At 69.1% G+C, this 23,394-nt stretch carries 40 protein-coding genes; 10 read left to right on the plus strand and 30 right to left on the minus strand.

Annotated features, from left to right (window positions below):
* Positions 1–2: 2 nt before the first annotated feature.
* Genes ACFVYS_RS31140 through ACFVYS_RS31165 form a run of 6 tightly spaced genes read left to right on the plus strand, consistent with a single transcriptional unit; the run spans position 3 to position 3,224 of the window.
* Positions 3–410, plus strand: a complete 408-nt coding sequence (locus tag ACFVYS_RS31140; protein WP_389507447.1) for a hypothetical protein — start codon at positions 3–5, stop codon at positions 408–410.
* Positions 407–1,009 (plus strand): hypothetical protein, encoded by a 603-nt coding sequence (locus tag ACFVYS_RS31145; RefSeq protein WP_389507449.1) that lies wholly within the window; start codon positions 407–409, stop codon positions 1,007–1,009. Before ACFVYS_RS31140 ends, ACFVYS_RS31145 begins: the two co-directional genes overlap by 4 nt.
* Complete coding sequence (locus tag ACFVYS_RS31150; protein ID WP_389507450.1) at positions 1,006–1,575, plus strand: HIT family protein; 570 nt, start codon at positions 1,006–1,008, stop codon at positions 1,573–1,575. The genes ACFVYS_RS31145 and ACFVYS_RS31150 overlap by 4 nt, the downstream gene beginning before the upstream one ends.
* 1 nt (position 1,576) lies before the next feature.
* Positions 1,577–2,404 carry a hypothetical protein gene (locus ACFVYS_RS31155; RefSeq protein ID WP_389507452.1) on the plus strand — a complete coding sequence of 276 codons (828 nt, stop codon included), beginning with the start codon at positions 1,577–1,579 and terminating at the stop codon, positions 2,402–2,404.
* Positions 2,401–2,889: a hypothetical protein gene (locus ACFVYS_RS31160; RefSeq protein ID WP_389507453.1), complete on the plus strand. Its 489-nt coding sequence runs from the start codon at positions 2,401–2,403 to the stop codon at positions 2,887–2,889. The genes ACFVYS_RS31155 and ACFVYS_RS31160 overlap by 4 nt, the downstream gene beginning before the upstream one ends.
* A gap of 20 nt (positions 2,890–2,909) precedes the next feature.
* Positions 2,910–3,224 (plus strand): hypothetical protein, encoded by a 315-nt coding sequence (locus ACFVYS_RS31165; protein ID WP_389507455.1) that lies wholly within the window; start codon positions 2,910–2,912, stop codon positions 3,222–3,224.
* Here the strand turns inward: ACFVYS_RS31165 and ACFVYS_RS31170 are convergent.
* Positions 3,210–4,082, minus strand: a complete 873-nt coding sequence (locus ACFVYS_RS31170) for a hypothetical protein (RefSeq protein ID WP_389507456.1) — start codon at positions 4,080–4,082, stop codon at positions 3,210–3,212. The genes ACFVYS_RS31165 and ACFVYS_RS31170 overlap by 15 nt on opposite strands.
* Before the next feature lie 486 nt (positions 4,083–4,568).
* On the opposite strand from ACFVYS_RS31170, the gene ACFVYS_RS31175 reads away from it, so the two are divergent.
* From ACFVYS_RS31175 to ACFVYS_RS31190, 4 genes are all read left to right on the plus strand, one after another.
* Positions 4,569–4,754 carry a hypothetical protein gene (locus ACFVYS_RS31175; protein ID WP_389507458.1) on the plus strand — a complete coding sequence of 62 codons (186 nt, stop codon included), beginning with the start codon at positions 4,569–4,571 and terminating at the stop codon, positions 4,752–4,754.
* 102 nt (positions 4,755–4,856) lie between these two features.
* Positions 4,857–5,300 (plus strand): hypothetical protein, encoded by a 444-nt coding sequence (locus tag ACFVYS_RS31180; protein WP_389507460.1) that lies wholly within the window; start codon positions 4,857–4,859, stop codon positions 5,298–5,300.
* Entirely contained in the window at positions 5,297–5,707 is a 411-nt protein-coding gene (locus tag ACFVYS_RS31185) for a hypothetical protein (protein WP_389507462.1), read from the plus strand. Before ACFVYS_RS31180 ends, ACFVYS_RS31185 begins: the two co-directional genes overlap by 4 nt.
* Positions 5,708–5,922: 215 nt before the next feature.
* Positions 5,923–6,690: a hypothetical protein gene (locus ACFVYS_RS31190; RefSeq protein WP_389507464.1), complete on the plus strand. Its 768-nt coding sequence runs from the start codon at positions 5,923–5,925 to the stop codon at positions 6,688–6,690.
* Positions 6,691–6,896: 206 nt separating this feature from the next.
* On the opposite strand, the gene ACFVYS_RS31195 is transcribed toward ACFVYS_RS31190, so the two are convergent.
* From ACFVYS_RS31195 to ACFVYS_RS31335, 29 genes are all read right to left on the minus strand, one after another.
* On the minus strand, positions 6,897–7,733 hold the full coding sequence (locus tag ACFVYS_RS31195; RefSeq protein WP_389507466.1) for a hypothetical protein: 837 nt from the start codon (positions 7,731–7,733) through the stop codon (positions 6,897–6,899).
* 41 nt (positions 7,734–7,774) lie between these two features.
* Positions 7,775–8,677 carry a hypothetical protein gene (locus tag ACFVYS_RS31200; RefSeq protein WP_389507468.1) on the minus strand — a complete coding sequence of 301 codons (903 nt, stop codon included), beginning with the start codon at positions 8,675–8,677 and terminating at the stop codon, positions 7,775–7,777.
* Positions 8,678–8,772: 95 nt separating this feature from the next.
* Positions 8,773–9,102, minus strand: a complete 330-nt coding sequence (locus ACFVYS_RS31205; protein WP_389507518.1) for a DUF6233 domain-containing protein — start codon at positions 9,100–9,102, stop codon at positions 8,773–8,775.
* A gap of 110 nt (positions 9,103–9,212) precedes the next feature.
* On the minus strand, positions 9,213–9,809 hold the full coding sequence (locus ACFVYS_RS31210) for a nuclease-related domain-containing protein (RefSeq protein WP_389507470.1): 597 nt from the start codon (positions 9,807–9,809) through the stop codon (positions 9,213–9,215).
* 62 nt (positions 9,810–9,871) lie between these two features.
* Positions 9,872–10,237 carry a hypothetical protein gene (locus ACFVYS_RS31215; protein WP_389507472.1) on the minus strand — a complete coding sequence of 122 codons (366 nt, stop codon included), beginning with the start codon at positions 10,235–10,237 and terminating at the stop codon, positions 9,872–9,874.
* Positions 10,234–11,121, minus strand: a complete 888-nt coding sequence (locus ACFVYS_RS31220) for a hypothetical protein (RefSeq protein ID WP_389507473.1) — start codon at positions 11,119–11,121, stop codon at positions 10,234–10,236. Before ACFVYS_RS31220 ends, ACFVYS_RS31215 begins: the two co-directional genes overlap by 4 nt.
* Positions 11,118–11,327: a hypothetical protein gene (locus ACFVYS_RS31225; protein WP_389507475.1), complete on the minus strand. Its 210-nt coding sequence runs from the start codon at positions 11,325–11,327 to the stop codon at positions 11,118–11,120. Before ACFVYS_RS31225 ends, ACFVYS_RS31220 begins: the two co-directional genes overlap by 4 nt.
* Before the next feature lie 339 nt (positions 11,328–11,666).
* Complete coding sequence (locus ACFVYS_RS31230) at positions 11,667–12,092, minus strand: hypothetical protein (protein ID WP_389507477.1); 426 nt, start codon at positions 12,090–12,092, stop codon at positions 11,667–11,669.
* The gene (locus tag ACFVYS_RS31235; protein ID WP_389507479.1) at positions 12,089–12,691 is read right to left on the minus strand and encodes a DUF1643 domain-containing protein; all 603 of its coding nucleotides are present in this window, start codon (positions 12,689–12,691) and stop codon (positions 12,089–12,091) included. The genes ACFVYS_RS31230 and ACFVYS_RS31235 overlap by 4 nt, the downstream gene beginning before the upstream one ends.
* The gene (locus ACFVYS_RS31240) at positions 12,688–13,104 is read right to left on the minus strand and encodes a hypothetical protein (RefSeq protein ID WP_389507481.1); all 417 of its coding nucleotides are present in this window, start codon (positions 13,102–13,104) and stop codon (positions 12,688–12,690) included. Before ACFVYS_RS31240 ends, ACFVYS_RS31235 begins: the two co-directional genes overlap by 4 nt.
* 20 nt (positions 13,105–13,124) lie before the next feature.
* Positions 13,125–13,661, minus strand: a complete 537-nt coding sequence (locus ACFVYS_RS31245) for a hypothetical protein (protein WP_389507483.1) — start codon at positions 13,659–13,661, stop codon at positions 13,125–13,127.
* Positions 13,658–14,209: a hypothetical protein gene (locus ACFVYS_RS31250; RefSeq protein ID WP_389507485.1), complete on the minus strand. Its 552-nt coding sequence runs from the start codon at positions 14,207–14,209 to the stop codon at positions 13,658–13,660. The genes ACFVYS_RS31245 and ACFVYS_RS31250 overlap by 4 nt, the downstream gene beginning before the upstream one ends.
* A 34-nt stretch (positions 14,210–14,243) precedes the next feature.
* A complete protein-coding gene (locus tag ACFVYS_RS31255; RefSeq protein WP_389507487.1) occupies positions 14,244–14,636 on the minus strand; it encodes a hypothetical protein in 393 nt (130 codons plus the stop codon).
* A 51-nt stretch (positions 14,637–14,687) separates the two neighbouring features.
* Positions 14,688–15,092, minus strand: coding sequence for a hypothetical protein (locus ACFVYS_RS31260; RefSeq protein WP_389507488.1), 405 nt, complete (start codon positions 15,090–15,092; stop codon positions 14,688–14,690).
* Positions 15,093–15,266: 174 nt separating this feature from the next.
* The gene (locus ACFVYS_RS31265) at positions 15,267–15,440 is read right to left on the minus strand and encodes a hypothetical protein (protein WP_389507490.1); all 174 of its coding nucleotides are present in this window, start codon (positions 15,438–15,440) and stop codon (positions 15,267–15,269) included.
* A 144-nt stretch (positions 15,441–15,584) separates the two neighbouring features.
* Positions 15,585–16,088, minus strand: a complete 504-nt coding sequence (gene ssb / locus ACFVYS_RS31270; RefSeq protein ID WP_389507492.1) for a single-stranded DNA-binding protein — start codon at positions 16,086–16,088, stop codon at positions 15,585–15,587.
* The gene (locus ACFVYS_RS31275; RefSeq protein ID WP_389507494.1) at positions 16,085–16,900 is read right to left on the minus strand and encodes a hypothetical protein; all 816 of its coding nucleotides are present in this window, start codon (positions 16,898–16,900) and stop codon (positions 16,085–16,087) included. The genes ssb and ACFVYS_RS31275 overlap by 4 nt, the downstream gene beginning before the upstream one ends.
* Positions 16,897–17,355, minus strand: coding sequence for a WhiB family transcriptional regulator (locus tag ACFVYS_RS31280; protein ID WP_389507496.1), 459 nt, complete (start codon positions 17,353–17,355; stop codon positions 16,897–16,899). The genes ACFVYS_RS31275 and ACFVYS_RS31280 overlap by 4 nt, the downstream gene beginning before the upstream one ends.
* Entirely contained in the window at positions 17,352–17,921 is a 570-nt protein-coding gene (locus ACFVYS_RS31285) for a hypothetical protein (protein ID WP_389507498.1), read from the minus strand. Before ACFVYS_RS31285 ends, ACFVYS_RS31280 begins: the two co-directional genes overlap by 4 nt.
* Positions 17,918–18,202, minus strand: coding sequence for a hypothetical protein (locus ACFVYS_RS31290; RefSeq protein WP_389507500.1), 285 nt, complete (start codon positions 18,200–18,202; stop codon positions 17,918–17,920). Before ACFVYS_RS31290 ends, ACFVYS_RS31285 begins: the two co-directional genes overlap by 4 nt.
* Positions 18,195–18,758, minus strand: a complete 564-nt coding sequence (locus tag ACFVYS_RS31295; protein WP_389507502.1) for a hypothetical protein — start codon at positions 18,756–18,758, stop codon at positions 18,195–18,197. The genes ACFVYS_RS31290 and ACFVYS_RS31295 overlap by 8 nt, the downstream gene beginning before the upstream one ends.
* Positions 18,755–19,408, minus strand: a complete 654-nt coding sequence (locus ACFVYS_RS31300) for a hypothetical protein (RefSeq protein WP_389507504.1) — start codon at positions 19,406–19,408, stop codon at positions 18,755–18,757. The genes ACFVYS_RS31295 and ACFVYS_RS31300 overlap by 4 nt, the downstream gene beginning before the upstream one ends.
* A gap of 72 nt (positions 19,409–19,480) precedes the next feature.
* On the minus strand, positions 19,481–20,026 hold the full coding sequence (locus tag ACFVYS_RS31305; protein WP_389507505.1) for a hypothetical protein: 546 nt from the start codon (positions 20,024–20,026) through the stop codon (positions 19,481–19,483).
* Positions 20,026–20,313, minus strand: a complete 288-nt coding sequence (locus ACFVYS_RS31310; protein ID WP_389507507.1) for a hypothetical protein — start codon at positions 20,311–20,313, stop codon at positions 20,026–20,028. The genes ACFVYS_RS31305 and ACFVYS_RS31310 overlap by 1 nt, the downstream gene beginning before the upstream one ends.
* Positions 20,314–20,330: 17 nt before the next feature.
* Positions 20,331–20,774, minus strand: coding sequence for a hypothetical protein (locus ACFVYS_RS31315; protein WP_389507509.1), 444 nt, complete (start codon positions 20,772–20,774; stop codon positions 20,331–20,333).
* Between the two features lie 73 nt (positions 20,775–20,847).
* Positions 20,848–21,177, minus strand: coding sequence for a hypothetical protein (locus ACFVYS_RS31320; protein WP_389507511.1), 330 nt, complete (start codon positions 21,175–21,177; stop codon positions 20,848–20,850).
* Between the two features lie 176 nt (positions 21,178–21,353).
* Positions 21,354–21,602: a hypothetical protein gene (locus ACFVYS_RS31325; RefSeq protein WP_389507513.1), complete on the minus strand. Its 249-nt coding sequence runs from the start codon at positions 21,600–21,602 to the stop codon at positions 21,354–21,356.
* 126 nt (positions 21,603–21,728) lie between these two features.
* Positions 21,729–22,268, minus strand: a complete 540-nt coding sequence (locus ACFVYS_RS31330; protein WP_389507515.1) for a hypothetical protein — start codon at positions 22,266–22,268, stop codon at positions 21,729–21,731.
* 230 nt (positions 22,269–22,498) lie between these two features.
* On the minus strand, positions 22,499–22,759 hold the full coding sequence (locus tag ACFVYS_RS31335; RefSeq protein WP_389507516.1) for a hypothetical protein: 261 nt from the start codon (positions 22,757–22,759) through the stop codon (positions 22,499–22,501).
* Positions 22,760–23,394: the final 635 nt, after the last annotated feature.

Consider the following 23,394-nt stretch of genomic DNA (forward strand, 5'->3'; position numbering starts at 1 on the left):
CGATGATCCGCGAAACCCGCTTCCTCATCAGCCGCAAGCCGCTCGCCATCAACCTCACCACCGTCACCCTCGAAGCCACCGAACGAGACGGCCGCTACTGGCTCAAGGGCACCTGCCAAGCCGTCTGGTACAGGCGCAAAGCCGGGGTCACCCGGGCCTGCATTGGACGCCTCGGCCTGTGGGCGCAGTGGCAGAGCGGAAAGCCCGACCTGTCCACCCCCGAAGCGATGCTCGGCAACGACCTCGACAGCCGCTACGGCCCCGACCCGGACGGCCGCTGGGACGGCACCGGCTACTGGGGATCCGAGATCCCCGAAGTCCAGGAGCAGCACCTCGCCGTGCTCCGGCCGATGCTCACCGACTACCCGACCATTCCGACCGGTTACGACGGCTGGTGGTCGTTCTCATGACCGGCCCCGACGACCCGAACTGGCGGTGGGAGTTCCGCTGCGAGGACTTCGTCTACGCCCGCCTCGCCGAAGCCGACAAGACAGCAGACGAGACGCTGCTGCCCGGCCCCGCCCAAAACGCCGAACTCAACCGCATCGACTCCCTCTACCTCATCGCCTCCCAGCACAACATCTGGGTCGACTTCCGCGGCCGCTCCGCCGGACGCTGCATCACCTGCAAACCGTCCGACGGCGGTGTTCCCTGCCTCACCATGACCGGCCTCGCCCGCATCTGGCGCACCCACCCCGACTACGTACCCGGCTGGAACGAGTCCGTTGACCGGCCCGAATCCGGCAGCGGTGCTACCTACCGCGAGTACAGGAAGCGCTCCACGATCTGGTCCCGCCGGGAAGCCGAGCTGACCGCCTTCTACGACCGCTTCGACCTGATCGAAGGTGACCGCACCGAGCGCTGGCAGTGCAGGACCTGCGGCGCCCAGGGCGAGCAGCAGCGCCTGCACCCCTACCCCGGGTGGATCGACACAGCCGATACCTACCGCGACGGCCCCCGCCAGCACCCCACCTGCCCCGCCCTCAAGAACACGGAGCCCACCACGTGACCGATGCCGCTCACGCCTGCTGGTACTGCAAGGACGCTGACCCGGCCGTATGCCTCGCCAACCCGGCCCACCCCAGCTACAACAAGGGCCTGATCTTCTTCCCCGAACGCGTAGCCAAGCCCGGCTGCCCGTTCTGCGACATCGTCGCCGGCGAAGCCCCCGCCACGATCGTCCGCGAGTGGGACGACGTCATCGCCATCGTCCCCCACAACCCGGTCGTGGAAGGGCACACCCTGGTCATCCCGAAGACCCACGTGGAGGACTTCGCGGCCGCCGAGTACGTCGCGGCCCGCACGATGTCGAAGGCGTCGATGCTGGCCCACCGGATGCGCGGCCCAATGAACCTGATCACCAGCAAGGGCGCGGAGGCCACGCAGTCCGTGTTTCACCTCCACATCCACCTGGTTCCGCGGGCGGAGAACGACGGCCTGGCCCTTCCCTGGTACTCGGGGCGCAGCAGGAAGACCACCGTAAGCGTGACCGGTAAGCAGGCGGACGCCACGGAAGTCGGCCGCTCTGTCGGCAGGGCGGTCCGTGCGGCTCGCCGACGCGAAACGGGGCACTGACATGCTGCGATCTGTTCCCGCCCCCGCTGGGGAGCAGCGGCCGAAGAAGACGTTCCCCGAGTTCGTAGCCGCGGTCTACGAGGACCCGCGCGTCGGGCACGAGACGCGTGAGCTGCTCCTGGCCATCGGATACGCCGCCGATCTAGCGAAGCGGGAGGAGGGCGTCAGCGTGCTGAAGGTGGCCCGCCGAAAGCTGGGCGTGGAGCACGGCGGGCGGGCCCGCTACGACCGCCTCATGGCCGACGACGCGCCCCGCTACAAGCCGCCCCGGGAAGCCGCAGACTGGCACCCCTCAGGAGCGCCCTCGTGCGAGGGGCCCCGCCTGCGCCCCTACCGGCCCCGCCCGTACAAGCCGCGCACCCAGACCACCCCGCCGGATGTACCGATCCTCCGGGACGAGGCCATCGCCCGCCGGCTGCCGCCCCCGATCGTCCACGTACCGGCCGGCTACACACCGCCCAGGGACTGGCGGACCGAAGACGGCGTATGCGGCGCCGGATCCCACCACCGCGTGCTGGAGAAGGACCCGCGCACCGGATGGGTCACCGCGCACTGGTTCTGCAAGCGGCACAAGGACCACGCCGACCGCGTGGCCGAACAGGTCCGCGACCAGAACGAGCAGGCCCCCGAGCCCATCCCCAACGTCGGCGGGCTGCTGCCGTGCTACTTCGCAGCGGACTGGGCGAAGGTCTACAGCCACTACCGGCCCCACTGGAGGCCCCCACGCTACGGCCTGGCCGCCGACGACTGGCCGGCCGTGGACGACGCTGCACCGCGGGCGTACGGGCGCCTGCGCGCCATCAACGGCCTGGACCTGGAGGATGCGTGAAGGACGAGCCGACCCGAGAGCAGCGCATCGAGGCGTTGGCGGAGGAGCTGTGCCACTCCTGCCACTACGGCGTCGGCCTGGCCGAGCTCGAAGAGGAAGACCTCGAGGAGGCGGCCGCGCACCGGTCGGCCGCCGAGTCCCTCCTCAAGCACATCGAGCAGGCCCCGAGGGAGGAGAAGCGGGCTGCGTGGTGGCGCGGCTACGACCGCGGCCGGGAGAACGCGAAGAAGTCCACCGCTGAGTATGTGCAGCAGCTCGAGGCCACGGTGGAGGAGCTCAGGCAGGAGCGGGACCCGGAAGGCCTGCGCGCCCGCATCGCCGACCTTCAGTACGTGGCCCGCGGATACAGGCGCATGCACACCGGCGGATCCGACCTGCGCGCCGACCTGGCTGACGCTCTCAACCGGCTTGAGGCCGCCCAGCGTGAGCTCGCTGAGCTGAAGGGGTGGCAGCCGTCCAACGCCACCGGGGAACGGCCGTCGTGACAGAGAGAAGGATGTACGACGTGACCAGCAACGCCATTCCCGAGCTCTGCCCCCACTGCGACCAACCCCAGCCGGCCAGCGACATGGACGACCACATCTCTACCGCCCATGCGGACATTCCGCCCTGCACCGCGACCTTGGAGAATGAGCACACCAACGGCGTCCTCACCTGCGCGCTACGGGCTTGGCACCGGAAAGGCCACGGCGAGTACGGCGAATGGCATATCAGCGCGCGTGGGCCGGTGGGCCGAACGATTTGGAACGACGACGCTCAGGGGGCCAGCCCGCACACCCTGAACCGCCCGCAGGCAGACCAGCCCTCAAGCGGCCGATAACCCGGCCTCGCCCGTGTCTGCCGTGCTGCCCTCGCTGTCGTCGACGTGCCGGTCCGGCGACAGCGCCCACTTGAACGTCAGCTCCGGCACCGACTCCGCATCGAACAACTCCCGCAGCTTCGCGACCTTCGCGTTGAACGTGCGCAGGGAGATCCCCAACTCCCGTGCCGCGCCCTTCTGGTCCCTGCCCGACGACAGTTCCCGCAGGATCTCCCGCTCCTCTTTCGTCGTCCTCACGCCCTGCACCCCGGACACCGTGTCGACAGCCGGCCACCCGGACCGCGGACGGAGCTCCCCGAACCACGGATCCGCCCGCTTCCACCGGGCTTCGAACTCCGCGACGATGTACGCGACGAACGCGCCGTCCGTGATCTGCCAGGCGCTGTTGGCGTGTGCGCCGGGAACAACGGTGTTGGAGATGAACGCCGTCTGCCGGTCGACGACGATGGCCCGCTCGAACGGCTCCGCCAGCGTCCGGAACTCCGCAGACCGGCCGTCGGGCCGGTTCGCCATCATCCGGGCATGCTCCGCCGTGACCGGGTTGTCGCGGACGGTGGCCCGGTACAGGGTGCGCAGGGCGACATCGCGTTCTAAAGCGTCGGTGTCGCGGCCGCGGGCGCCCTCGAGGTGTTCCTTCGACCGGGGCCCGGCCGGCTGCGCGGCGAGGATCTCGAACTGGGCGGCACCCACCACATCCTGAAGGCGGGCGTTCACGATGACGGGGTCGGGAATGAACTCGGATCGGCCCCCGGCATGCAGCTGGGAACGCTCGAAGGCGTCCTCGAGCGCCAACGCCGTCCCGGGCAGCGCCCGCATACGGGACAGGCAGTCGTCCAACACCCCGAATTCGATCATCATGCGGCGTCGGAGCACATCCCGCGGATTCAACGGAACCAGCCGGTGACCCTCCCGCACATCCCGCACCACCAAACCGAGTTCCAACAGTTCGGCGACCGCGTCAGGCATCCGATCCGACGGGTCCTCACCGGCCGCAATCAGCGCGAACGCGTCCACGGCAGCCGGAGACAAACACCCTGCGTCACCCTTACCGAAATCTATGGCCAACGCTTATGATCCCCCGCCCAAAACAAACCGCACGACTGCACCAACACGCAATGCACACACACGCACACGACAACAGTTGAGAGTCGAACCAGCCTAAGGCAAATTAGCCGTGGGGCGTCCCCCGGCGCTCGTACTCAACATCCTCCCCACCACCCTCGCGCGTCTACTGCCAGAACGCACCCGGACAAGGGGATCGCAGCGGATCAGAGTACGACACACCGGGCAAGACGCCCCATCAGCATCCCTACCACCCTGCTGACGCCCAGAAAGGAACCGCCCGTGAAGCCCACCCTGCGCCGCATCCTGGCCACCGCAGCACTCACCACCGCCACCCTCACCGGCACCGCACTCGCCACCGCGACTGCGCACGCCGCCGAAGCCACAACCACGGTCACCGTCGACACCACCGCCGACGTGAAGGCCGACCTGCCGACGGTCGCCCCCCTCGATACCTGGTGGGGCTGACACCCACGGTTGGCCCGGCAGGACGTGCCCCCAGTGCACTGCCGGGCCACCCACACCCCAGCACGGGGCAACACCGCGCGCGAATCCCGGCACCGTAGAGCCATGCCCCCAGCACACAAGACCCGCGACGAATCCAACCTCGTCGCCCACGCCCGCCGCGAACTCCGCATTCTCGGAGAAGACCCAGACGTCATCACCGGACTCTGCCGCGTCATCCGCGCCTTCGCCGACATGGGCCACAGCGGATCCAGCGCCTTCCACGCAGCCGCATACCTGGACCGCCTCCTGCGCTACCAGCCGCTCTCCGAACTCGCCGACGACCCCAGCGAGTGGCTCGACCGGCACGCTGAAGGCCTCACCACCAGTCCCTTGTGGCAGTCCGTACGCAACCCCGAGGCGTTCTCCCACGACGGCGGCAAGACCTACTACCTGCTGTCCGAGCAGGAAGCCGCCGGAGACATCGCCACAACACCCCTCCACCACAGCAAGAAGACGGACCTCACCCAGGCCGCCCCGGAGACGACGGGCGAGGAGGACAGCAGGTGACCGAGAAGGCCGTCATCCACCGCTACGAGCTCCCGATCGATGACCGGCCCCACGGCATCGACCTCACCGGCGACATCCTCCACGCCGCCGTACGCCAGCCCGGTGTCGTCGACGTCTGGTATCAGCCACGGCCCGCCAGCATGGAACCGATGCGGCGCAGCTTCCAGATCGTCGGCACCGGCCACCCCATCCCCACCCACTTCGGGGCCTTCCTCACCGGCGTACACAAGGCCACTGCGATCACCCCCGACGGACAGCTGGTGTGGCACGTCCTCGAGAACCACTGCCAACACCAGGACGTCACCGAGACCACCGAGTGGGGACAACTCCCCGACACCTCCGGTATCTGCCTGGACTGCCGGGCACACTTGACCGGCGATGGCGCCGGCGGGTGGATCCCTGCCTGAACGCCTGCCTCCTGTCAGTGCCCCGTGGCAGACTCCCGGATGGAGCTGGCGTCGTCTCGTCCCCCGTGGCGGCGCCGGCCTGAACTCCCGCCGCAATCCACGTTGCCGGTGGGGTCCAGTGTGGCCCGGTCCTCCTGTGAGGCCGGGCCACACGCCCGTCCAAGCCTGCCCGTACCGGGGCAACACGGCCGGTTTTCGTGTCCATGCTGAAGGGCATGCCCTCCTCGCCTTCACGTCCCAGCGTGCGCCGCGTCCTCACCGCCGTCACCGCGGCCCTGGTCGCTGTCCTCGCCCTTCTCGCCGCCTCCACCACGCCCGCCCACGCCGCCACCACCACGCCCGTTTACGCCGGGACCGGGTGGAAAGCCGAGACGGCCGACTACAGCATCTACAGCCTCGCCCCCGGCCCCTACACAATCGTCTTCGCCGACAGCACCGCCCGCACCAAGCTCGCCCCCTACTTCACGAAGCCCGCCAGCCAGGTCACCTCCAGCGTCGGCGTCCCCATCACCGTCACCACCACCATCGACACCACCCCCGCCGTGAGTTGCCCGGCGAAGGGCCGAATCGTCGTCCACTACCAGTACCGGCCCACCGGAACAGCCGGCCTCAGCCAGGCCCTCCCCTGCCACAACACCGCCGACGGCTCCGCGTGGGGCGGCCACATCCTCATGGACTCCGACTACTGGACGTCCACCAACTGGTTCGCGGCCACCACATCCCTGAACGAGGCCTACCGGCGCAACGCGGTCACGCACGAGTTCGGACACATCCTGGGTCTGGACCATCCGAACATTGATCTGGACAAGGACGGCAGGGTGGAGGCGTTCGAGTGCCCGAAGAACTCCTCCGGCTGGACCCCGGTGCTCTGCTCGCCGAACGGCGGCAACCGGACGGCCACCTACTCGGGCAGCTTCGTCACCGTGTTCGACCTCGCCGGACTGAAGCAACTCGCCGCGAACTTCTACCTCCGCGCGACCTGAACCACCTGCCCGCCTCACCGGAATGTGTTTGGTTTCGGCCGCGATCTATCCCGTTGGCTGGTTTGTGGTGCATGGTGAGTGCGCGGGATCGTCGCCAAACCCCCGGGTGAGGTTCCCCTCTCGGGCCCTGCCGCGCGTCGCCGTGCGGTAGGGCCCGCCGCACCTCCCGGCTCCCCACGGGAGGCTTCGCGGCGTCCGGGCCGCCTTCACCGCCTCCACACGTTGACCTTCTCCGTCGAAAGCAGCGGCGCCCCGTCCGGCCCTTTCACATGGGACGGGATCCACTGCTTCGACGCCCGGGTCTCCGCGCTGTACCGGTCGGACCTGTACTCCCGCCAGTGCCCGGACACGATCCACCGGTGCCGGTAACGCCGGCCGTCCGAGCCGGCATCCGGGTCGCGGTCCTGCGGCGTGTACTGGCGGCGCAGGTCGACGACCGTCACGTCCGGGGCTGGCAGTCCGTCGCGGGTGTAGGCCCGTGCCGTCGGCTTGTCGGCCCGCTCTCGTGTGCGGTCGATGAGCAGGGGCTGCTGCATCAGCAGCCAGGCGGAGGCGAGGGCCGAGACGATCGGGACTGGGAGTTCGGATTCCAGTTCCAGCATCGACAGCGGATCAGCCGTGATCGGGATCGTCGATCCGAACACCGGCACCAGGGGCGGAATCTCGTCGGTGAGAAGAGTGAACTGCTTGTTGGCTTCGGTGACGGCCGCCAGTCGGTCGCGCGACATCAGGAGCCACAGCATCATCTCGCCCTGGTGCGGTCCCCACGCGCAGGCCTCGACCGGGATCTGGACGCCGTACCCGTCCATGTGCCCGATGCCGCCCTGCCAGTAGAGCAGTCCGGACGGTGAGGGCCGGTCAGTCGTGGCCCAGCTTGCCGCGGCCAGCTTCTCGCCGGCGTGCATGGACAGGGCGGCCATGTCCTCCTGGACCCAGTAGAGGTCGGCGGCTTCCAGGTTGGCGGCGAGGGCGTCGAAGCCTGGCGCCAGCTCAGCGCTGGTGTTCTTACGGATCGACGACTGCGGGTCATTCAGGAATCGCAAGGTCTGCCGTCGCACCCTCGGCAGGTGGGAGGGGCGGAGCGTCACCGGTTCCCCTCAATGCTGCCTGCGACCTCAGCGACGGTCTCCTGGATCTCCTCCAGCTGCTCGCGCAGGGTGTCGTCGTCCCTGTCGTCGCCGACCATATCCAGGAGGGTCTCCCGGCTGATGATGACGTGGTGGATCGAGACCAGGGCTTCCGCCCATACGTCGACACGCAGCCCGTCCTCGTTGTTCAGGTACAGCACGGGGCTTACGGCCGGGCTGTCCAGCAGCTGGTGGAGGTCCTGAACGGTGACCTGCGGCAGGGCGGCAGCGGCGCGCTGGGCGAGGAGCTGCCGGCCCTTGTCCGCGATCAGTTTCACGGTCGGGTCCTTCAAGTCGACCCGCTTGGCGAGGACGGACTGCCCGCCGCGCCCCCAGGAGTCGATGACCTTGGCGAACGCGATCTGGCGGCGCTGGGTGTCCTGCTTGTAAGCCGTCTCGGAGGCCAGGAACGCTTTGTGTGCCCATTCGGCGTCGATCATCCGGGCGGCCTCGTTGCGGCTGTCCCCGTCGTACTCCTGCTCAGCGGAGACGCCGTCGACGTCGGACTCGTCCCACAGGGGCTTCTCTTCGCCGTCCTCGGTGTAGCTGGGCATGGCGCCGGCCGTGGCTGCGCGCACCCACTCCTCGTAGGCGGCGATGGCCTCGTCCAGGTCGTCGGTGTCCTGCCAGTCGAGTTCGGCCGGTCCGCTGTCGAGGATGGCCCACCGGTTGGCTCCGTTGGGGTCGGTGTAGGGCAGCAGTGCGATCTGGTAGGCCTTCTGTCCGATCTCGTCGCAGCTGTAGGTCTCGCGTACTTCGGCGCGGGCCTTGAGGGCGGCGTCGATGGCCTCCTCGAAGGCTTCTTCCTGCTCGGTGTCGATGTCGACGCCTTGGACGGTGGAGCGGATGACTCGCAGCATGGCGGTTTCCCCCTTCTTCGGGTGGGTTGTTCCCTCCCGACATGAGAAACTTAGCACCCCCCTAACCAATTTCGCAAGGCATAGTTAGGGCCCGCCTAAGAATTCCTCAGGCCTGGCTCCGGGTTGCACACCCCGCACATCTCCACCACCAGACTGTCGTCCGCGAGCGCCAGCAGCACCTCGCCCCGCTCCAGGAACCCCGTCTCGCCCTTCCAGATCCCGCACCCGCCCCGATGCAGCACCGACCTCCGGTTCCGGGCCGGCTCCAGCTTCCACCGGGCTTCCGCCCACGCCCGTTCCGCCTGACGCTTCTCCCGCTCCTCCTGCGCCTCCAGCGTGCGGATCGTCTGCCGGGTCTGGGCCAGCTGCCAGACCAGCCACTCCTCCAGGGTGCGCTGCTTCGCGAGACGCTCACTTGTCGACATATCGTTCACGCGTTCGATCCTACGGGCATGAAAAAACGCCCGCCACCTGCGCAAACAGGTGACGGGCGAGTGCCCCCCAGGCGTGCGATCACCGTACGCCCTGACTGTGCTCAATGGTAGGGGCGCAGCACCTGATCGGCCCTCCCCGCGACCGCAGCAGCCCGTCCCGGGTCCCGCACCCCCTTCGGCGCTGCCGCCAGCCGGGACACGAGACGGTCCGCGGACAACACGTACACCGGACCCGACCACCCCTCCACCACCACGTTCGGCGCCAGCTCGCCGCCGTCCACCGCAGAGCCGTGCACCACCAGAAGCGGCCACACCGACCCGGCCGGCATCCCCAGCACCCGCCCCACCCGGACCGCATACCGGGCCACCGCCTCCACCTGCCCATGCCGGTCCTCCGTCCCGCAGTGCACCCGACCCCGCACCAGACACGTCGGATACATCGAGCCGGCACGCCAGCGTTTCGTATCCAGGACCACCACCGCAGTCCCGCACGGGGAGACGAGAACGTGGTCGAGGTTCGCCCTCGAGCCGGGTAACGCCCGGTCGTGGAACACATGCCAGCCCTGCCGGTGCAACGCGCGCAGCATGCCGGCGGTCTCCGCTTCGGCGGCCGCACCAAGGTCCCAGCGGGCCGCCACGGCGTCCGCACGGCGTGCAGCCGGGTTCCAGCCCAGCCAGGCCAGGACACGCCGCCACACACCCCTCCGCGCCCGCGCACGAATCGCCGCAGCCTCACGCGACGCCGAATTCCGGGGAACCGTCACTGGACCTCATCCCTTCCCACCGCGCAGCCCAGGTGATGGCCGACATCCTTACCGCAGCACGGCTTACCCGGCCGCTCCCCCGTCTGCTCCAGCCACACCCCCAGCACCTGGTGCATCTCCTCGACCTGCCCGCGGTTCAGCACCGTGTCCTCCGAATGCAGCGACAGCCGCAGCCACGGCCACGGCGCGCCGTCCTCCGGCTGGTCGTCCCTGCCGTCCCGGGTGATGTGCGACGGGACTTTCGCGAGCTGTAGGGGGCATCCCTCGCTCCGCGGGCTGTCCTCGGATGGGAGGACGTGGGAGCGCTGGTACTCGTACGGCGGGTTGTCCTCGAGGCCGAAGATGGTGGCCCAGATGCTCACCGGCCGTCCTCCCCATCTTCTCCAGACACGACCAGCTTGACTGCGAGGGCCTTCCGCAGATTCTTTGCTTCCTCAGCCGCACGCGCAGCCACACGCTCCAGGCTCTCCGCCTGGCGCTCGGCCTCCTCCCGGACTGCAACCTGGGCAGCGTGGCCCCGCATGAACGCCGCCAAACCCTGCGCAGCAGCCTCTGGCTCCAGCTGGTCCCGCCACGCGTACTCGCCCAACTCCACGTCCATCGCCTTCTCCAGGCGTTCCAGCAACGCGAGACGCTTAACGTCGCGGGGCGAGACCACGCCACGCTCTCGGCGGGCAGCCTCCACCCGCTCGTAGGCCTCCTGACGCAGCCGGGTCTCCTGCAACCTCAGGTCATTAACCCTGGACGTCTCCGTGTTCTTCAGCAGCGTCATCAGCAGACCGATCGTCAGCTTCGGCTCCCGCTCCGCTGGCTTCACCACCGTCTTGAATCGGCGGCCGCCTCGAGGGTTCGGCACCATCAGCCCCCAGCCAGTCGGGAGCTCATCGGGCGGGGTGACGTCGACGCCCGGGGAGACGATGGAGAAGGTGGTGGAGTACGGCCACCAGGCCTCCGCCTTCGCCGGCTGCTCGAGCTCTCGGCGGAAGTCCGAGCGGGACGTCTTCAGCTCGCACACATCGATCCTTCCGGCACCGCGGGACTGCCACAGCCCGATGTGGACGGCGTCCGCGCGGCGTCCAGAGGTACCGGGCGCGGTCACCTCGGTCAGGTACACCGCACCGGCACCAGCATGGTTAAGGCGGTCCTCGGGTCGTATGAAGTGCGCATGCAGGAGGTCGTTCAACTCCTGAGTCGTCAGCTTGGTATGGCCGCTGGAGGCGACCTCGAGGGCGGTTTGGCTGGTCATGCTGCTCCTTCGATGGTGTTGGGGTTCCAGGTGTCGGGGCCGCGCACGAGTTGGACGCGGCGCCCGAAGTGCTTGGTAGGCCAGATGCGGCCGACGCGTTTCCCGGACCGTTCACAGCGCGGGCTGCCGTGCTCGTCCAGGCGCCCGTACTCGGACATGAGCACGGGTTTCAGGCAGGCAGGGCAGTCGGTACGGGCGGCGCCCATCACACGGCCCTCCTGGCGTGGGCGCGGCGATGGGTTCGGGCCTGGCGCCGGGTGCGGACGCGCCGGGTCTGCGCGGCCATGGCGAGCAGCAGCAGGCCGCACGTTGTCGCGGCTGCTCCGACGACCCACAGCGGCTTGCCGGGAGCCAGCACACGAACCCAGAGGACGCCGGATCCGATGCCGACTGCGGCCCCAATCCCGGATCCGTAGAGGATGGAGGCAAACCGCCCGAGGAGCGGGCGTATGCGGTGGTGCATGAGAGCCCTCCCGGGCGGTGATCGGTCTTGTCCGCCGGTGACGATGTCTAAGATGTCCCGGTTTTCGGCGCATTTGCGGGGCTCAGGCGACGTCCTGGTTGGACACAGCAGCCAGGACAGACGCCCCTGCCTGTCGCTTCGCCGGGATGTGCGTCCAGCGCGTAGCCAACGCCACCACGCGTTGCACGGCCTCCCTGGCCGCCTCATCCGGATGGCTGTTGCCGCTAGCCGCTTCCGCCCGCCGCTTCCATATCCAGGCCTTCTTCCGGGCTGTCTCGTACTTCCTGCGAAGCGCGACGACTGCCGGGTCCTGCACGACACCGCCGTGGTTGTGCTCAGCGAGGTAGCACAGTCCCTGTCGGAGCCGCCTTCCTTCGGCGTGCTCAAGTCCGCCCTTGCGTTCAGCGCGCGCCACCAGGATCAGGAGCTGCTCGAGGGTTGGAAGGTCGAGGGCTGGGACGGGCCCGACGCGCGAGGACTTCGGGCCCGTCTGCACCGGGGCGCTCACGCCGCGAGCCCGTACGGCTCGAGGGCCGCCGCACCCGGCAGGTACAGCGGATGACGCGGATGCCCCTCGGACGTCGTCCCTAGACACGCCATCACCACCCCACGCCGGCGCAGGGCCGCCGTCACGTCCCGGCCGCGGTCCACGGCCATCGGGAACGCGCCCCACGCCGCCACCACCCGGCTACTGCCCTTCACACCAGCACGGCGCGGGCCCCGGCTCATGGCAATACCGCGGCGGATGAACACGTCCCCCAGCGGCCCGACCGGATCCGGATGGGCCACCAGGTCCGACGGGTGCGGAGAGCACAGCGAGAACAGGTTCACAACCACGACACCCCCAGCCCCCTCACGACGGGCGAACCCCCTCGGGCCGGAAAGCCGTCGGATCGTCGGATCGTCCTCGAGGGCGTTCGCCGTGGACGGGTTCAGCATCAGCACCACCAGCGGCGCCACCGCCGGATCCCAGATGCGGGTGAGGAGGTACCGGTAGGTGCGGGCGGGACTGTCGAACACGGCGGTCGCGAGCCCGCCGGCCAAGTCCCGCTGCTCCTCCACGTGCACCGGGAGCTGGGTGGCGGGCCTCGTCGCGAGAACGGTCACTCTCCCTCCTCCGCGGCCTTTTTCCGGGCCATGGCACCCAGGACATGCTGGTCTGGCGTTCCGCCGTGCTCCTGCGCCAACTCGATCACCTGCAGAAGGGTCTTCGCCGGCAAATGGGGCCGCTCCTCCCACCACGCAGCCAGTGAGCCGGCGTCGTTCGCAAATGCGGTGGCGTGCTCCTCGTCCTCGAACTCGACGGGGATCCGACGGCCGGTGCCGACGTGGGTGACGCTCCAATGCTGATCGTCGATCTCGAACGGGCCGATCAGGCGCGGAAAGACGACCAGGCCTTCAGTCTGGGTGCGGATGGCACCGATACCTGTCCGGATGGGCAGGACCCCTCCGTCGTCGAGGGGCATGTTCAGGGTTACGTCGACGTGGATGGTGCGCGTGGTTTCGGGTGTGGCGGTCATGCGGTGATACCTCCGGGAGGTCATGCGACGGGGGGTGCGGGCGGCTCGGGCAGGTAGAACAGAGGAACGGCCTGGTCGTCGCCCTCCACAGCCCACGCGTGAGTCCAGGCGAGGCTGGCGGGGTCCTCCGGCCACTCGAAGACCGCCCAACGGGCCTCGAGCGTCGACCAGTCGACGGTGTCGGGGTTGAAGCCCATGTCGGGCAGGTAGGCGGTGGCGGCCGCGACCGCAGCGTCGGGGTCGGTGGTGAGGAGGATCAGGTCGTTGGCGCCCACGACGGCGAGGGGCACGTTCCCGCGTACCGCGTTCATCTCCTCCGGGATCGGCTGGAACCGGCCCGCGGGCACCGGAACGGGCAGGGTGCCGGTCTCCTCCAGGTAGGTGACCTTGTCGGAGGTGTCGGTGACGGTCAGGGTGAGGCGGTGGGTGTCGAGGCGGCAGCGGAGGAGGTTGCCTTCCTCAATGAGCGCGATGGTGCCGGGCAGGACCTGTGCGGTGATGGGGTGGGTGTAGGTGATGCGGCGGCCGGAGACGGCCTGCGGAACGTTGCTGGTCATCGGGTGGGGTTCTCCTTGGGGTGGGTGAGGATGGTGCGGATCCGGGACCACCACGGGCCACGGACGGTCTTGGTCGGGGTGCAGCGGGCACAAGCGCACGGGGTGCCTTCGGCTTCCGCCTCCTGATGCAGGAGGACGTCGTCGACACGCGCGTCCGGGTTGTGCTTGAGGGCGTCCATGACGTGGTTGTGCCAGTACTCGTGCGCGTTGGCCTGCCCGTCGTGCCATCGGCAGATCAGGCCCGCCTTGGCGCAGGCGGGGCAGTCGTCGAAGTCGTCGCCACGCCCGGGGTTGTAGGGGGCGGCCTCCGGCATCTGGTTGCAGCCCGGCCGCAGCGGGGGCCGCAGGGTGAGGACGGCGTCGGGACGGGCGATCCCGAACTCACGCTGCGCCCAGTCCACGGGGAGACCGCGAAGATGGAGGGCCAGGGCGCCGGCGATCGCGGGCTGGTACTCCTTCAGGCTGGCCCACAAGGTGGATGCGGCCTGCTGCGGGTCAATGGGGCGGACGGCGGGCGGGCCAGGTGCGGCGCCAGAGATGACGGTCATGGGCGGGGCTGCTCCTTCGTCAGGTGAGGTGCGGTCAGAACGGCAGGTCTTGAGCGCCCCAGCCGCTGGTGGCAGTCCCCTTGCCGTGCTTGCGGACACGTCGGGGCAGGCCCCACCGCTGCTGGTCGAGGCGGGCCTGGACGCGGGACCAGCGCGGGCAGAACTCGGTCTTGCAGTCCGCGCAGAACGGGATGCCTTCCTCGCCCGTGGAGTCGGCGGCCCACCCGGTGGCGGCGTGGTACACGGCCGGTACGGCGGTAAGACGGGCGTTACGGCGGGCCAGCATCCGAGCGAGGATCTGCTCCTGCGTCAGCGGCGTCCACACGTGCCAGCCCGCAGTACGGGACCAGCGCTGCATGTGCTCCTGCTTGGTGATGCCGCACCACCGGCAACCGTCCAGGGGGAGGAGGGTTGTGGTCTCGGTCATGGCGTCCTTCCGGTGGCGGGAACGATGGGTGGCTATCTGGCTGCGGTGGTGTCAGCAGAGGGTGGGGTCGTCGCGTCGCGCGTACGGCACAGGCGCCGGCCCGGCCGGGGCACCGCGGAACCAGGTCACTGGCACCGCTCCCGCTGTCGTCGGGTCGGCCGGGCTGATCTCCCACCCGGAGACGGGGCTACGGGTGAACACGGCGTACCCGCAGTCCAGGTGGTAGTAGGCGTCCCGAAGGTCAGCGCCCACCCTGTCGAGGAGGTTCGGCATACCGCACACCTCCCGGTAGTACTGGTCGATCGCCTCGAGGGCGTCCCGCTTGTTACCGGTCAGGGCGACGGCTTCTTCGCCTTCGCCGAGGGATGAGACGAGGACGCCGCCGTAGCAGCCCTCCATGTCGTCGGGCGACGGGCGGAAGATTCCGTGTGCAGTCGAGTGCTCGTCCAGGGCCATGGCGGTTGTCTCCGGGAGGGATGTGGGTGGGCCGCCCGCCCGGCTGCGATCGTGGCGGGCGGCCCGTAGCGGGGTGGGGGGACCGCGCACCCCCGCAGGAGCGGGATGGGGTGCGGGGGTGGCGCGGCCCGGGGAGGGGCCTCCTGGGGGGGGCGGGAGGCCCATGGCGTGAGGTCAGACGATGCGGTAGTCGCGGGCGTCGTAGCCGAAGCCGGCCCACTGGGCGGCGTGCTCCGCGGCGAGCTGCTTGAGTGCTTCGCGGTCCTGGGTGTTGGTGTCGGGGGTGGTGGTGCGTACGCCTTGGGGGACGGTGTAGCCGTCGGGGTCGATGAGGCGCAGCTCGGGCATGGGGTCCCCCGTGGGTTTGGGTGGGGTGGTGGAATAAGACGACTCTAACCCATATTCCATTGCACCGCAATGGTTGTGACGCCCCCGGACACACGAAAGGGGCCCAACCCAAAAGCCAGACCCCTCACGCCCAACACCCGCCAGTCAGAACGGCGGAGCGTCCCCCCACGCGCCCGCCTGCGCCGCCTCAGCAGCCGCACCCGACGTCGCCCACGGATCCTCCCTCCCCTCCCGCGACGACCGCGTACGCGCCTGCTGGTAGTCCCGCTGACCCTGCCCCGACCCGCCCGATTTCTGCACCTGCGCAGTCGCCGACCGGAGGGACACCGCCACCTCGTCCCCCTCCAACTCGAACACGGTCCGCTTCACGCCGTCCTTCTCGTACGACCGCTGCGACAGCCGGCCCTGCACCATCACCCGCATACCGCGGGCCAAGGTCTCCCCGCAGTGCTCAGCCTGCTGGCGCCACACCGACACCGGCAGGAACAGCGTCGGACCGTCCTCCCAGGCCTGCTTCTCCTTGTTGTACGTCCGCGGCGTCGACGCCACCGTGAACTTGGCAACCGCAGCGCCCGACGGCGTGAAGCGCAGGGAAACCTGCTCGTCCACCACATTGCCGATGATCGTTATGACGGTCTCGCCGCTCATGCCGCTTCTCCCATCTGGTGCTTCTTCGTCGCCAACTGCGACGTCGACCCGTGCCCGCACATGAAGTCCCTCGATGCCTGCGTGCCCTTCGCGCTCCGAACCTTCCGGATCGGCCCCCCGAAGTGCGGGTACCGCTTCCCACGCGCCACCTCGCCGACCGTCTTCTGAGACACACCGAACGACATGGCAACCTCAAGGTCGGTGGCGCCTTCTACGCAACGCTCTCGGATCGCCACGACCTCTTCTTCCGTCAGCAGCCGAGACCCAGGCGGGGCCAGTGAAGGGAATTCACGACCGTCCCGCTGATACCGCTTCCTCATCCGGTTCACCCAGTTCTCTGCGGTCTTCTCCCTCCACCCACGCAGCCGGTTAACGTCGGCCAGGGTCATGCCCACTGCTACGCACTGCTTCACCGCGGCCAGGAAGTCGGCGTCCGTGACCTCCACGCGGAAGCCCTTCACGAACTTGGCGACCGCGGCCGGGTCGACGTAGTCGTCTCCCAGCTCGAGCTCCTCCTGGTCCGGGACCAGATCACGGATCGTTCCCTCTTCACTCCACGACGGCGGCACCGTGAGACTGCCGTGCTCGTTGAAGTCCAGCCAGCCCAGGGCCTTCCCCATCGGCTGCTCCGGGTCGACCAGGCCGGCCAGGACCACGATGAGGGCGTCCTTCTCGGTGTCGGTGAGGCCGTGGATGACGGCGCTGACGTCTTCCGGACCTCCGTCGCCGTGGACGAGGACGGCCAGGTGTGCGGCTACGGGAAGCATCGACTCCGCCAGGTCCCCTCGCTGCGCCGCATTGAGCTCGCTCATGCTGCCTGCACCTCCTCTACATCCCCACTGCTGGCACGGTTGGCGCGGAACTCGGCGACCGCGTGCCGGACTGCCGCATGCCCGATCCCCAGCTCCGCAGCTATCTGCCGCAACGACACCTTCGCGGCCACCTGCTCCTCGATGAACTCCTGGTTGGCCAGGGCCACGGCACGGTGGGAAAACGGGTTCCGGGCTACCTGGCGACGCTCGGCTTCGTCCAGGCCACCCCACACACCGTGGCTCTGGCCGGTGTCCAGCGCCCACTCCAGGCATGCGGTCCGGACCGGGCATCCGCCGCACACGCGCTTGGCCTGAGCGGTCTCCCTCGCGGAGCGCGGGCCGATAGCGAAGAAGAGTTCCGGGTCGGTCTCGCGGCAGGTGGCGTACGAGCGCCAGTCCCGGGCCTGCGCGGCCTGATTCGTAGCGCGGCTCGTCGGGGGCGTCATGGTGGTCATCGGGTGGCTCCGGGAAGGGTCGGCCAGGTCGCCTTGTCGAGGGCGGCCCGGTGCGTCTTGGGGAGGTCGGTGATGGGGTGTCCGAGCCAGTCACGGCCGGCGGCCATGAGGATGACGGCGTCTGCTGCGTTGTCGTCTCCTGCGGTGGGCCAGGTGGGGAAGCGTCGGGCGACGGCGTCGACGATCAGGTTCTTGGTGGCGTTGCCCTTGCCGGTGGCGTAGAGGCAGCGGTGGTTGGGTGTCAGGAGGCCGATCGGGATGTTCAGGGCGGCGAGGTAGTCGTAGACCTCCCACCAGAGCCAGCCTCGTTCGTGGGCTCCTCCTCCGCTGCGGGAGGGTGCGGGAAGTTCGAGGACGGCGAGGTCGGGCCGGCCGATGGTGTCGGTGACGGCTTGGCGGAGTTCGTGGAGGGCTTCGCGTCGGGCGGGGTGTGGGAGTTGGGTGATGCCGGGGTCTTTGGTGCGTGCTTTCTGGTAGCCGATGACCTTGCACCAGCCGTTGCTGTGGGCGATGCCGGTGGCGGTGAGGCTGGTGTCGAGGCCTACGACGTCGGGGGTGGTGGTCATGGGGTGGGGTTCTCCTGGGCGGGGGTGGGGAGGTTGAGGGCTTTGGCGAGGGCGTTGCGGGTGGTGGCGTCGTAGATGGGGTTTTGGATGAAGGTGGTGACGATGGAGAGGCGGGCGCGGAGGATGGCGAGGTCGGTCTCGGCGGTGAGGAGGTCTGGGTAGCGCTGGTAGAGCTGGGTGGCGAGGTGTGTGGTGTAGGCGGTGTCGCGGAGGGTCTGGGTGGTGGCGTGGTGTTCGGCGGCGGCTAGGGCTGTGGCGTAGCCGGGGGTGGTCTCAGGCATCGGCGGCCTCGGCGTTCTCGTAGCCGCGAACGGGGTGTCCCACCCGCTGGAGAGATCGGGTCAGCTGGTCGACGTGTACGTCCTCGCCGTTCTTCACCTGGTCGACCCAGTGCTCGATGACGTGCATGACGGCGGCCAGGTTCTCTTCGGCCTTCAGCCGTGCCTGGTGTGGGGTGATCTTGCCGACGCGCTGGAGGGTGAAGGCGAACGTCTCCGGTGACTCGGCGACCTTGACGTCCATCGTTACGGGGGTCTCGCTGTAGTTGGGGGCGTTTCCGAGCATGCCGCGGGCGGCTCCGACCCAGTGGGCGACCATCTCGCGGGCGGGTTCGATGTCCATGGCCATGCCGTTGCGGAAGTCCATGGACTTGAGGCCGGTCTCGTCCAGCTGCTTCTGGATCCACTTCTGTGCGGCTGCTTCGGCGAGGATGGCGCGGACGGCGTTCTTGAGGCCCTCTCCTGTGTCAGCGAAGTGGGCTTCGGCGTAGGGGGTGATGGCGTAGAGGGCGTCGTAGAGGGTGTCGGCAAGTTCCTCGACCGGGTCGATGTCGGTCACGGCTCGGGGTGCTCCTTTGGCGTTTCGGAGTCGGCCTGGCGGGCGGCGACTGTGTCGGCGATGTCCTTGAGGGAGAGGGGTTCGGTTTTGTCGTGGAGGGCGTGGGCGCGGCGTACGCCTTCGCGGAGTTGGACGACGACGTCGGGCTTGGGGGTGGGCGCCGGCTTGGGGTCGGGCTCGGTGTGGACGCCGCGGGTGATGGCTTTGTCCCAGTCGTAGGTGGTGCCGTCGTGGTCGGTGGGGGTGGTGTGGGGGCGTTCGCAGGCGTGGGTGAGGGCTCGGGCTTCTCGGAGGTCGGTGTGGGTGGTGATGGGGTAGCCGTGTATGGCGCCGTGTCGGCAGGCGATGTGGGCGGTGAAGAGGCGGTCGGGGCCGGGGTTGTGGGTGAGGAGGGTTCCGTCGGTGAGGTGGGCGGTGGAGCCGTTCCAGGTGCGGACGGGGATGGGGAGGGCGGCGCGGGCGGTGTCGAGGGCGGCGCGGATGGCGGCTTGTTCGTTGGGGCCCATGGGGCCGGTGAAGAGGCGGCGGCGTGGTTTGAGCAGGTGGCGGAGGTCGACGGCCGCCGGGGCGGGGGCAGTCTTGGTGGTGGTCTTCTTGGCGGCCGGCTCGGTGGCGGGGGCCTTGCTGGCGCGTGCGCGGGTGCGGGGCATGGTCGTTCTCCGTCCTGCGGGGCTGGGTTGTGGTGCGGCGGGGCTCCGGTGCTGGTGGGGGTGAGCGGCTGGTCAGGGTGTTGCGTGGCCGGTGCCATGGCACTTCGGGCACGGGGGGACGGTGTACGGGTTGTGCCGTCCGACTTCGGGGATCCAGTCGCCTAGTTCGTTGGGGTCTCCGCCGTCGCCCTTGCAGTGGGGGCAGCGGGGCGGGACGAGGCCGAGGACGACGGCGCTGGTGCACGGCCAGAGGATGTGCACGGGCCGCAGGTCGTCGGCTGACCCGTACCAGACGCCCCACTCGGTGCAGCGTTGGCAGACGGTCTCCGCCAGTCCGAACAGGCTGATGCCGGTGGTCGGTTCGTGCCCGAAGGAGTCGCTGGCGTCCAGCTCCCGCAGGTGCGGGGGGACGCAGGTGAGGCAGGGCAGCTTGCCGTCGATGGCGGCTTTGGTGCTGCTCATGCGGATCAGGGGGTGCATGCGGGGCAGGCGGTGGGTGCAGTAGGTGTCGCATCCGCAGTCCAGGTCGCTGAGCTCTTGGGCGGTCTGGAAGGCCTTGCACTGCTGGTCGAAGTGGTACTTCCGGCCGGCCCCGGAGACGAAGACGATGGCGGGCATCAGGCGGCCTGCTCTTCGCGGTTGGTGTGGGCGACGTCGGCCTGGGCGTTGACGGTGGCGATGTGGAAGTTGAGGAGGCCGGCGATGGCGGTGGCGTAGCCGACGCGGTAGAGCTCGGCGGGGATCTGGCCGCGGGTGTCGGCTTCGAGCATGTCGGCGGCGCGCTGCTTGAGGGTGTCGACGGTTTCGCCTGCCTGGTGTTCGTCGTAGGCGTCGGCGATGCCCATGGAGTAGAAGGGGTCGTTGGCGAAGGGGCTGACGGCGGGGGCCGTGGTCATGAGGCTCATGTCGGGGCTCCGGGGTGTCAGGCGGCGTGGGCGGTGGGGGCGTTGGAGGCGCGGAGGATGCGGCCGATGACCTCGCCGACGGTGGGCGGGCGCTTGGGGTGGACGGGGGAGGCGGTGGCGGCCCAGTTGGAGACGTGCTCGATGTAGTCGGGGACGTGATGGCCAGGGGCGATCTCGGTGTGGCAGACGGGGGTGTCGAGGGCCTCGGAGATGGCGCGGATGGCGGCCATGGCGCCGGCGGAGGCTCCGATGATGGCGAGGGAGGCGACTTCGTCGGTGTAGAACTCCGGGGGGAGGGCGATCTTTTCGGGGAGGTCCCAGGGCTGTTCGGCGGCGGCGTAGACGGCGGCGCAGATGTCGAGGGGGCCGCCGGGGGTGGTGGCGAACTGGTCGCCGGTGTGGAGTCCGCGGTAGGTGATGAGGTGGGCTGCGAGGCGAAGGGTGTGGGGTACGGACCGCATGGGTTCTCCTGGGGGTTGTTCACCCGGCCGCGCAGTGTGGGCTTCATGCGGGGCCGGGTGGTCTGGGGTGGGGTTAGGCGGTTTCGCGGTGGTCGTCGGCGCAGCGGGGGCACTGGTGGCGGCCGAGGTTGTAGCTGTCGGCTTCGATGCAGTGCGCGTCCGGGTTCTTCGGGTCGAAGATGACGGGGCACCAGCAGGAGCAGGCGCAGCGGCGGATCTCCTGGGTGTAGTTGATGCGGAGTCCGGCGATCTGGGCTGCGGCGACCATGAGGGCGAGGAAGACGCTGTTTTCGGCGCGGACGTCGGCGAGTTCCATCATTTCGTCGAAGCGCTCCTGGTCGGCCGTTGCCATGTCGTAGTAGTTGGCTTCGGCCTGGGTGTGGGCGTGTGTCATCAGCGCCATGGAGGGCTCCGGGGTGGTGTGGGTGTACTGCGCCTGCCCTGTGGTGGGGTGGCGTTTCCAACAACCCCAACGTAACCCATATTCCATGGCGTAGCAATGGGTTCGGCGTGAGGGCATGAAGAAAGCCCCGACCGGATGGTCAGGGCTTCGTCAGGGGGGTGGCCGTCAGCGCCGGCTCAGGGCCAGTCGGAAGACGCTCTCAGCTTCGCCGCGGTGCGCTTGAAGTGCGCTTCGAGGAGATCGGTCCAGGACACGTACATGACCTTTCCTACGCGCGCCGTCTTCAGTTCGTCCTCTTCCACGTACCGGCGCACGGTGGACTCGGCGGCCTTGTGGCCTGTGCGCGCGAAGAGGGCTACGGCTTCTTTGTAGGTGACCGGGTCTTCGATTTCGGCAGGGAACGGGCTGAGGTGCGTTGCGGCCATGAGTGGCCTCCCATGACGGCGGCTACAGTTCGCAGCTCCAGCAGCCGATACGGGGGATGCTCGGGGCATCCGGTGCGGGGACGGGCGTGTGCGGTTGTGGTGCTGTGTAGACCGTCGGGGTGGCGGTCAGGTTGCGGTGCGTCGCCAGATTTCTGTGCGGTGGGTTTTCTGGGCGGCGAGCCGGGCGAGTGTCCAGCGTGAGGAGAGGCCGGCTGGGGTCCGGCAGCGCCTGTTGCTGCACACGGCACGCTGCGCTGCGGGTTCCCACATCAGGCCCCAGCAACCGCATCCGGGGCAGGGTTCTTTGCAGACGGCGTCGAAGTCGCCTAGGCGGACGGCGTGTTCGAGGCGGTGGCGTTCGAGCATGGTCCGCAGGAGGAGCTGTTGGTCTTCCTCGGTGGTGGGGATGGCCTTCTCGCACCAGTCGTAGATGTCGGCGCGCTGGCGGGGTAGCGGGCCGGGCTCGTTGGTGGCCGCGCGGGTGTGGGTGATGACTTCGTCGACGTGCTGGTTGAGGTAGTCGAGGAGGCCGAGGTCGAGGGGTGCGGCGGGGGTTGTGGTGGTGGGGCGTCGTTCGGCGGGGGCGTGGCGGGTGGGCTGGCGGAGTTCGGGGCTGTTGAGGAGGCGGAATGCCCTTGCGGCGGCGCCGGCGGTGTCTTGGCCCATGTGTCCCCGTCCCTGAGTGGCCTGCCCGGGGGCGCGGGACGTCCGTAGCGTGTGCGGGGCGCGCGCCGGGGTGGCCGGAAGTAGTTCCTCCGGGTGTGTCCGGACGCCCCATCGTGCCACGGATGGGGCGGGGGTTGAACAGACTGTCGCAAACGATCAACGCGCCGTGTGCACTGTTACCATCCGACAACCTTTGTGAAGGTTGTCGGTTACCTGTAGTACCGGGACATTCAGGCCAGGAGGCGGGGCGCGGTGAGCATTCCCTGCACCATTCCGTTCAGCCGGTTGAACTCCTCCTCCCCCAAATGGTTTTGTTCCCGGGCGCCGTTGAGCAGGGTGATAACGATGCCGAGGGTGATGGTGAAGTCCAGGGCGGTTCCCTCGTCGGTGAGGGTGCGCCCCTGCCGGGCGAACGCGGCTTCCACCGTGGCGGCCAGCCGCTGCTCCGGCGTGAGGCTGGCACCGGCGTCTGGCCCGGGTTGTATCGGCACGCGTGGCTCCCTGCTCGAATGGCGGGGGCGTTTGAAGGCGAGGACCGTAGCCGGGACGGCGGCCGGCTCGGGCTCGGTTCGTACGGGTTCTGCGGACATCGGGGCGTCTCCGCTCCTCCGGCAGATAGGGAAGGTTCTCGTTCAGCCTGGTATTCGCAGTACCGGGCCCTCGGTTCCGCACAGGCTGGCTGCCAGTCCACTAGTGCGGGATGCCACTGTGGCATCTCGGGCGGGCGTGTCGGAACGAAAAGTGCGCTGTTGACGCGAAGTCTTAACGGATTTGGCCATAGCCTGACGGGGCGTAGGCCGAATGTGTGCGGTCGGTGACGGGAGTGTGGGGGCGGGTGGGCCCCTCCCGTGTCCTGAAGGCTGGATGGTTGCCGACAACCGCACTCCGGTCCCCGGGAGGGGCCTTGAGACCTCACAGGCACACGCCCGCTCGATGACGGGAGTCTAGTCCGGGAACTCACCACGCGGACAGACGCTATCCCCGCCAATTCCGGCCGGGCCGGCGCCTGGGGGTGGCGGACGGGGTGGGCCGGGGGTGTGGGGGGTGGCGCGCGGGCCGGGAACGCCCAGTGTGGGCTGCGATCCACGCACACCGCTCCCGGCCGTACGTCCGCCAGTTCCCCAGA

The organism is Streptomyces sp. NPDC058295 (assembly GCF_042880655.1).
Lineage (GTDB): Bacteria > Actinomycetota > Actinomycetes > Streptomycetales > Streptomycetaceae > Streptomyces > Streptomyces coriariae.

Bases quoted from the DNA above. Each gene is read 5' to 3' on its own strand.
- ACFVYS_RS31140 (WP_389507447.1), top strand. From the start codon at position 3: ATGATCCGCGAAACCCGCTTCCTCATCAGCCGCAAGCCGCTCGCCATC.
- ACFVYS_RS31145 (WP_389507449.1), top strand. From the start codon at position 407: ATGACCGGCCCCGACGACCCGAACTGGCGGTGGGAGTTCCGCTGCGAG.
- ACFVYS_RS31155 (WP_389507452.1), top strand. From the start codon at position 1,577: ATGCTGCGATCTGTTCCCGCCCCCGCTGGGGAGCAGCGGCCGAAGAAG.
- ACFVYS_RS31170 (WP_389507456.1), bottom strand. From the start codon at position 4,082: ATGATGATCGAATTCGGGGTGTTGGACGACTGCCTGTCCCGTATGCGG.
- ACFVYS_RS31180 (WP_389507460.1), top strand. From the start codon at position 4,857: ATGCCCCCAGCACACAAGACCCGCGACGAATCCAACCTCGTCGCCCAC.
- ACFVYS_RS31190 (WP_389507464.1), top strand. From the start codon at position 5,923: ATGCCCTCCTCGCCTTCACGTCCCAGCGTGCGCCGCGTCCTCACCGCC.
- ACFVYS_RS31200 (WP_389507468.1), bottom strand. From the start codon at position 8,677: ATGCTGCGAGTCATCCGCTCCACCGTCCAAGGCGTCGACATCGACACC.
- ACFVYS_RS31205 (WP_389507518.1), bottom strand. From the start codon at position 9,102: ATGTCGACAAGTGAGCGTCTCGCGAAGCAGCGCACCCTGGAGGAGTGG.
- ACFVYS_RS31220 (WP_389507473.1), bottom strand. From the start codon at position 11,121: ATGACCAGCCAAACCGCCCTCGAGGTCGCCTCCAGCGGCCATACCAAG.
- ACFVYS_RS31225 (WP_389507475.1), bottom strand. From the start codon at position 11,327: ATGGGCGCCGCCCGTACCGACTGCCCTGCCTGCCTGAAACCCGTGCTC.
- ACFVYS_RS31240 (WP_389507481.1), bottom strand. From the start codon at position 13,104: ATGACCGCCACACCCGAAACCACGCGCACCATCCACGTCGACGTAACC.
- ACFVYS_RS31245 (WP_389507483.1), bottom strand. From the start codon at position 13,661: ATGACCAGCAACGTTCCGCAGGCCGTCTCCGGCCGCCGCATCACCTAC.
- ACFVYS_RS31250 (WP_389507485.1), bottom strand. From the start codon at position 14,209: ATGACCGTCATCTCTGGCGCCGCACCTGGCCCGCCCGCCGTCCGCCCC.
- ACFVYS_RS31255 (WP_389507487.1), bottom strand. From the start codon at position 14,636: ATGACCGAGACCACAACCCTCCTCCCCCTGGACGGTTGCCGGTGGTGC.
- ACFVYS_RS31260 (WP_389507488.1), bottom strand. From the start codon at position 15,092: ATGGCCCTGGACGAGCACTCGACTGCACACGGAATCTTCCGCCCGTCG.
- ACFVYS_RS31265 (WP_389507490.1), bottom strand. From the start codon at position 15,440: ATGCCCGAGCTGCGCCTCATCGACCCCGACGGCTACACCGTCCCCCAA.
- ssb (WP_389507492.1), bottom strand. From the start codon at position 16,088: ATGAGCGGCGAGACCGTCATAACGATCATCGGCAATGTGGTGGACGAG.
- ACFVYS_RS31275 (WP_389507494.1), bottom strand. From the start codon at position 16,900: ATGAGCGAGCTCAATGCGGCGCAGCGAGGGGACCTGGCGGAGTCGATG.
- ACFVYS_RS31280 (WP_389507496.1), bottom strand. From the start codon at position 17,355: ATGACCACCATGACGCCCCCGACGAGCCGCGCTACGAATCAGGCCGCG.
- ACFVYS_RS31285 (WP_389507498.1), bottom strand. From the start codon at position 17,921: ATGACCACCACCCCCGACGTCGTAGGCCTCGACACCAGCCTCACCGCC.
- ACFVYS_RS31290 (WP_389507500.1), bottom strand. From the start codon at position 18,202: ATGCCTGAGACCACCCCCGGCTACGCCACAGCCCTAGCCGCCGCCGAA.
- ACFVYS_RS31300 (WP_389507504.1), bottom strand. From the start codon at position 19,408: ATGCCCCGCACCCGCGCACGCGCCAGCAAGGCCCCCGCCACCGAGCCG.
- ACFVYS_RS31305 (WP_389507505.1), bottom strand. From the start codon at position 20,026: ATGCCCGCCATCGTCTTCGTCTCCGGGGCCGGCCGGAAGTACCACTTC.
- ACFVYS_RS31310 (WP_389507507.1), bottom strand. From the start codon at position 20,313: ATGAGCCTCATGACCACGGCCCCCGCCGTCAGCCCCTTCGCCAACGAC.
- ACFVYS_RS31315 (WP_389507509.1), bottom strand. From the start codon at position 20,774: ATGCGGTCCGTACCCCACACCCTTCGCCTCGCAGCCCACCTCATCACC.
- ACFVYS_RS31320 (WP_389507511.1), bottom strand. From the start codon at position 21,177: ATGGCGCTGATGACACACGCCCACACCCAGGCCGAAGCCAACTACTAC.
- ACFVYS_RS31325 (WP_389507513.1), bottom strand. From the start codon at position 21,602: ATGGCCGCAACGCACCTCAGCCCGTTCCCTGCCGAAATCGAAGACCCG.
- ACFVYS_RS31330 (WP_389507515.1), bottom strand. From the start codon at position 22,268: ATGGGCCAAGACACCGCCGGCGCCGCCGCAAGGGCATTCCGCCTCCTC.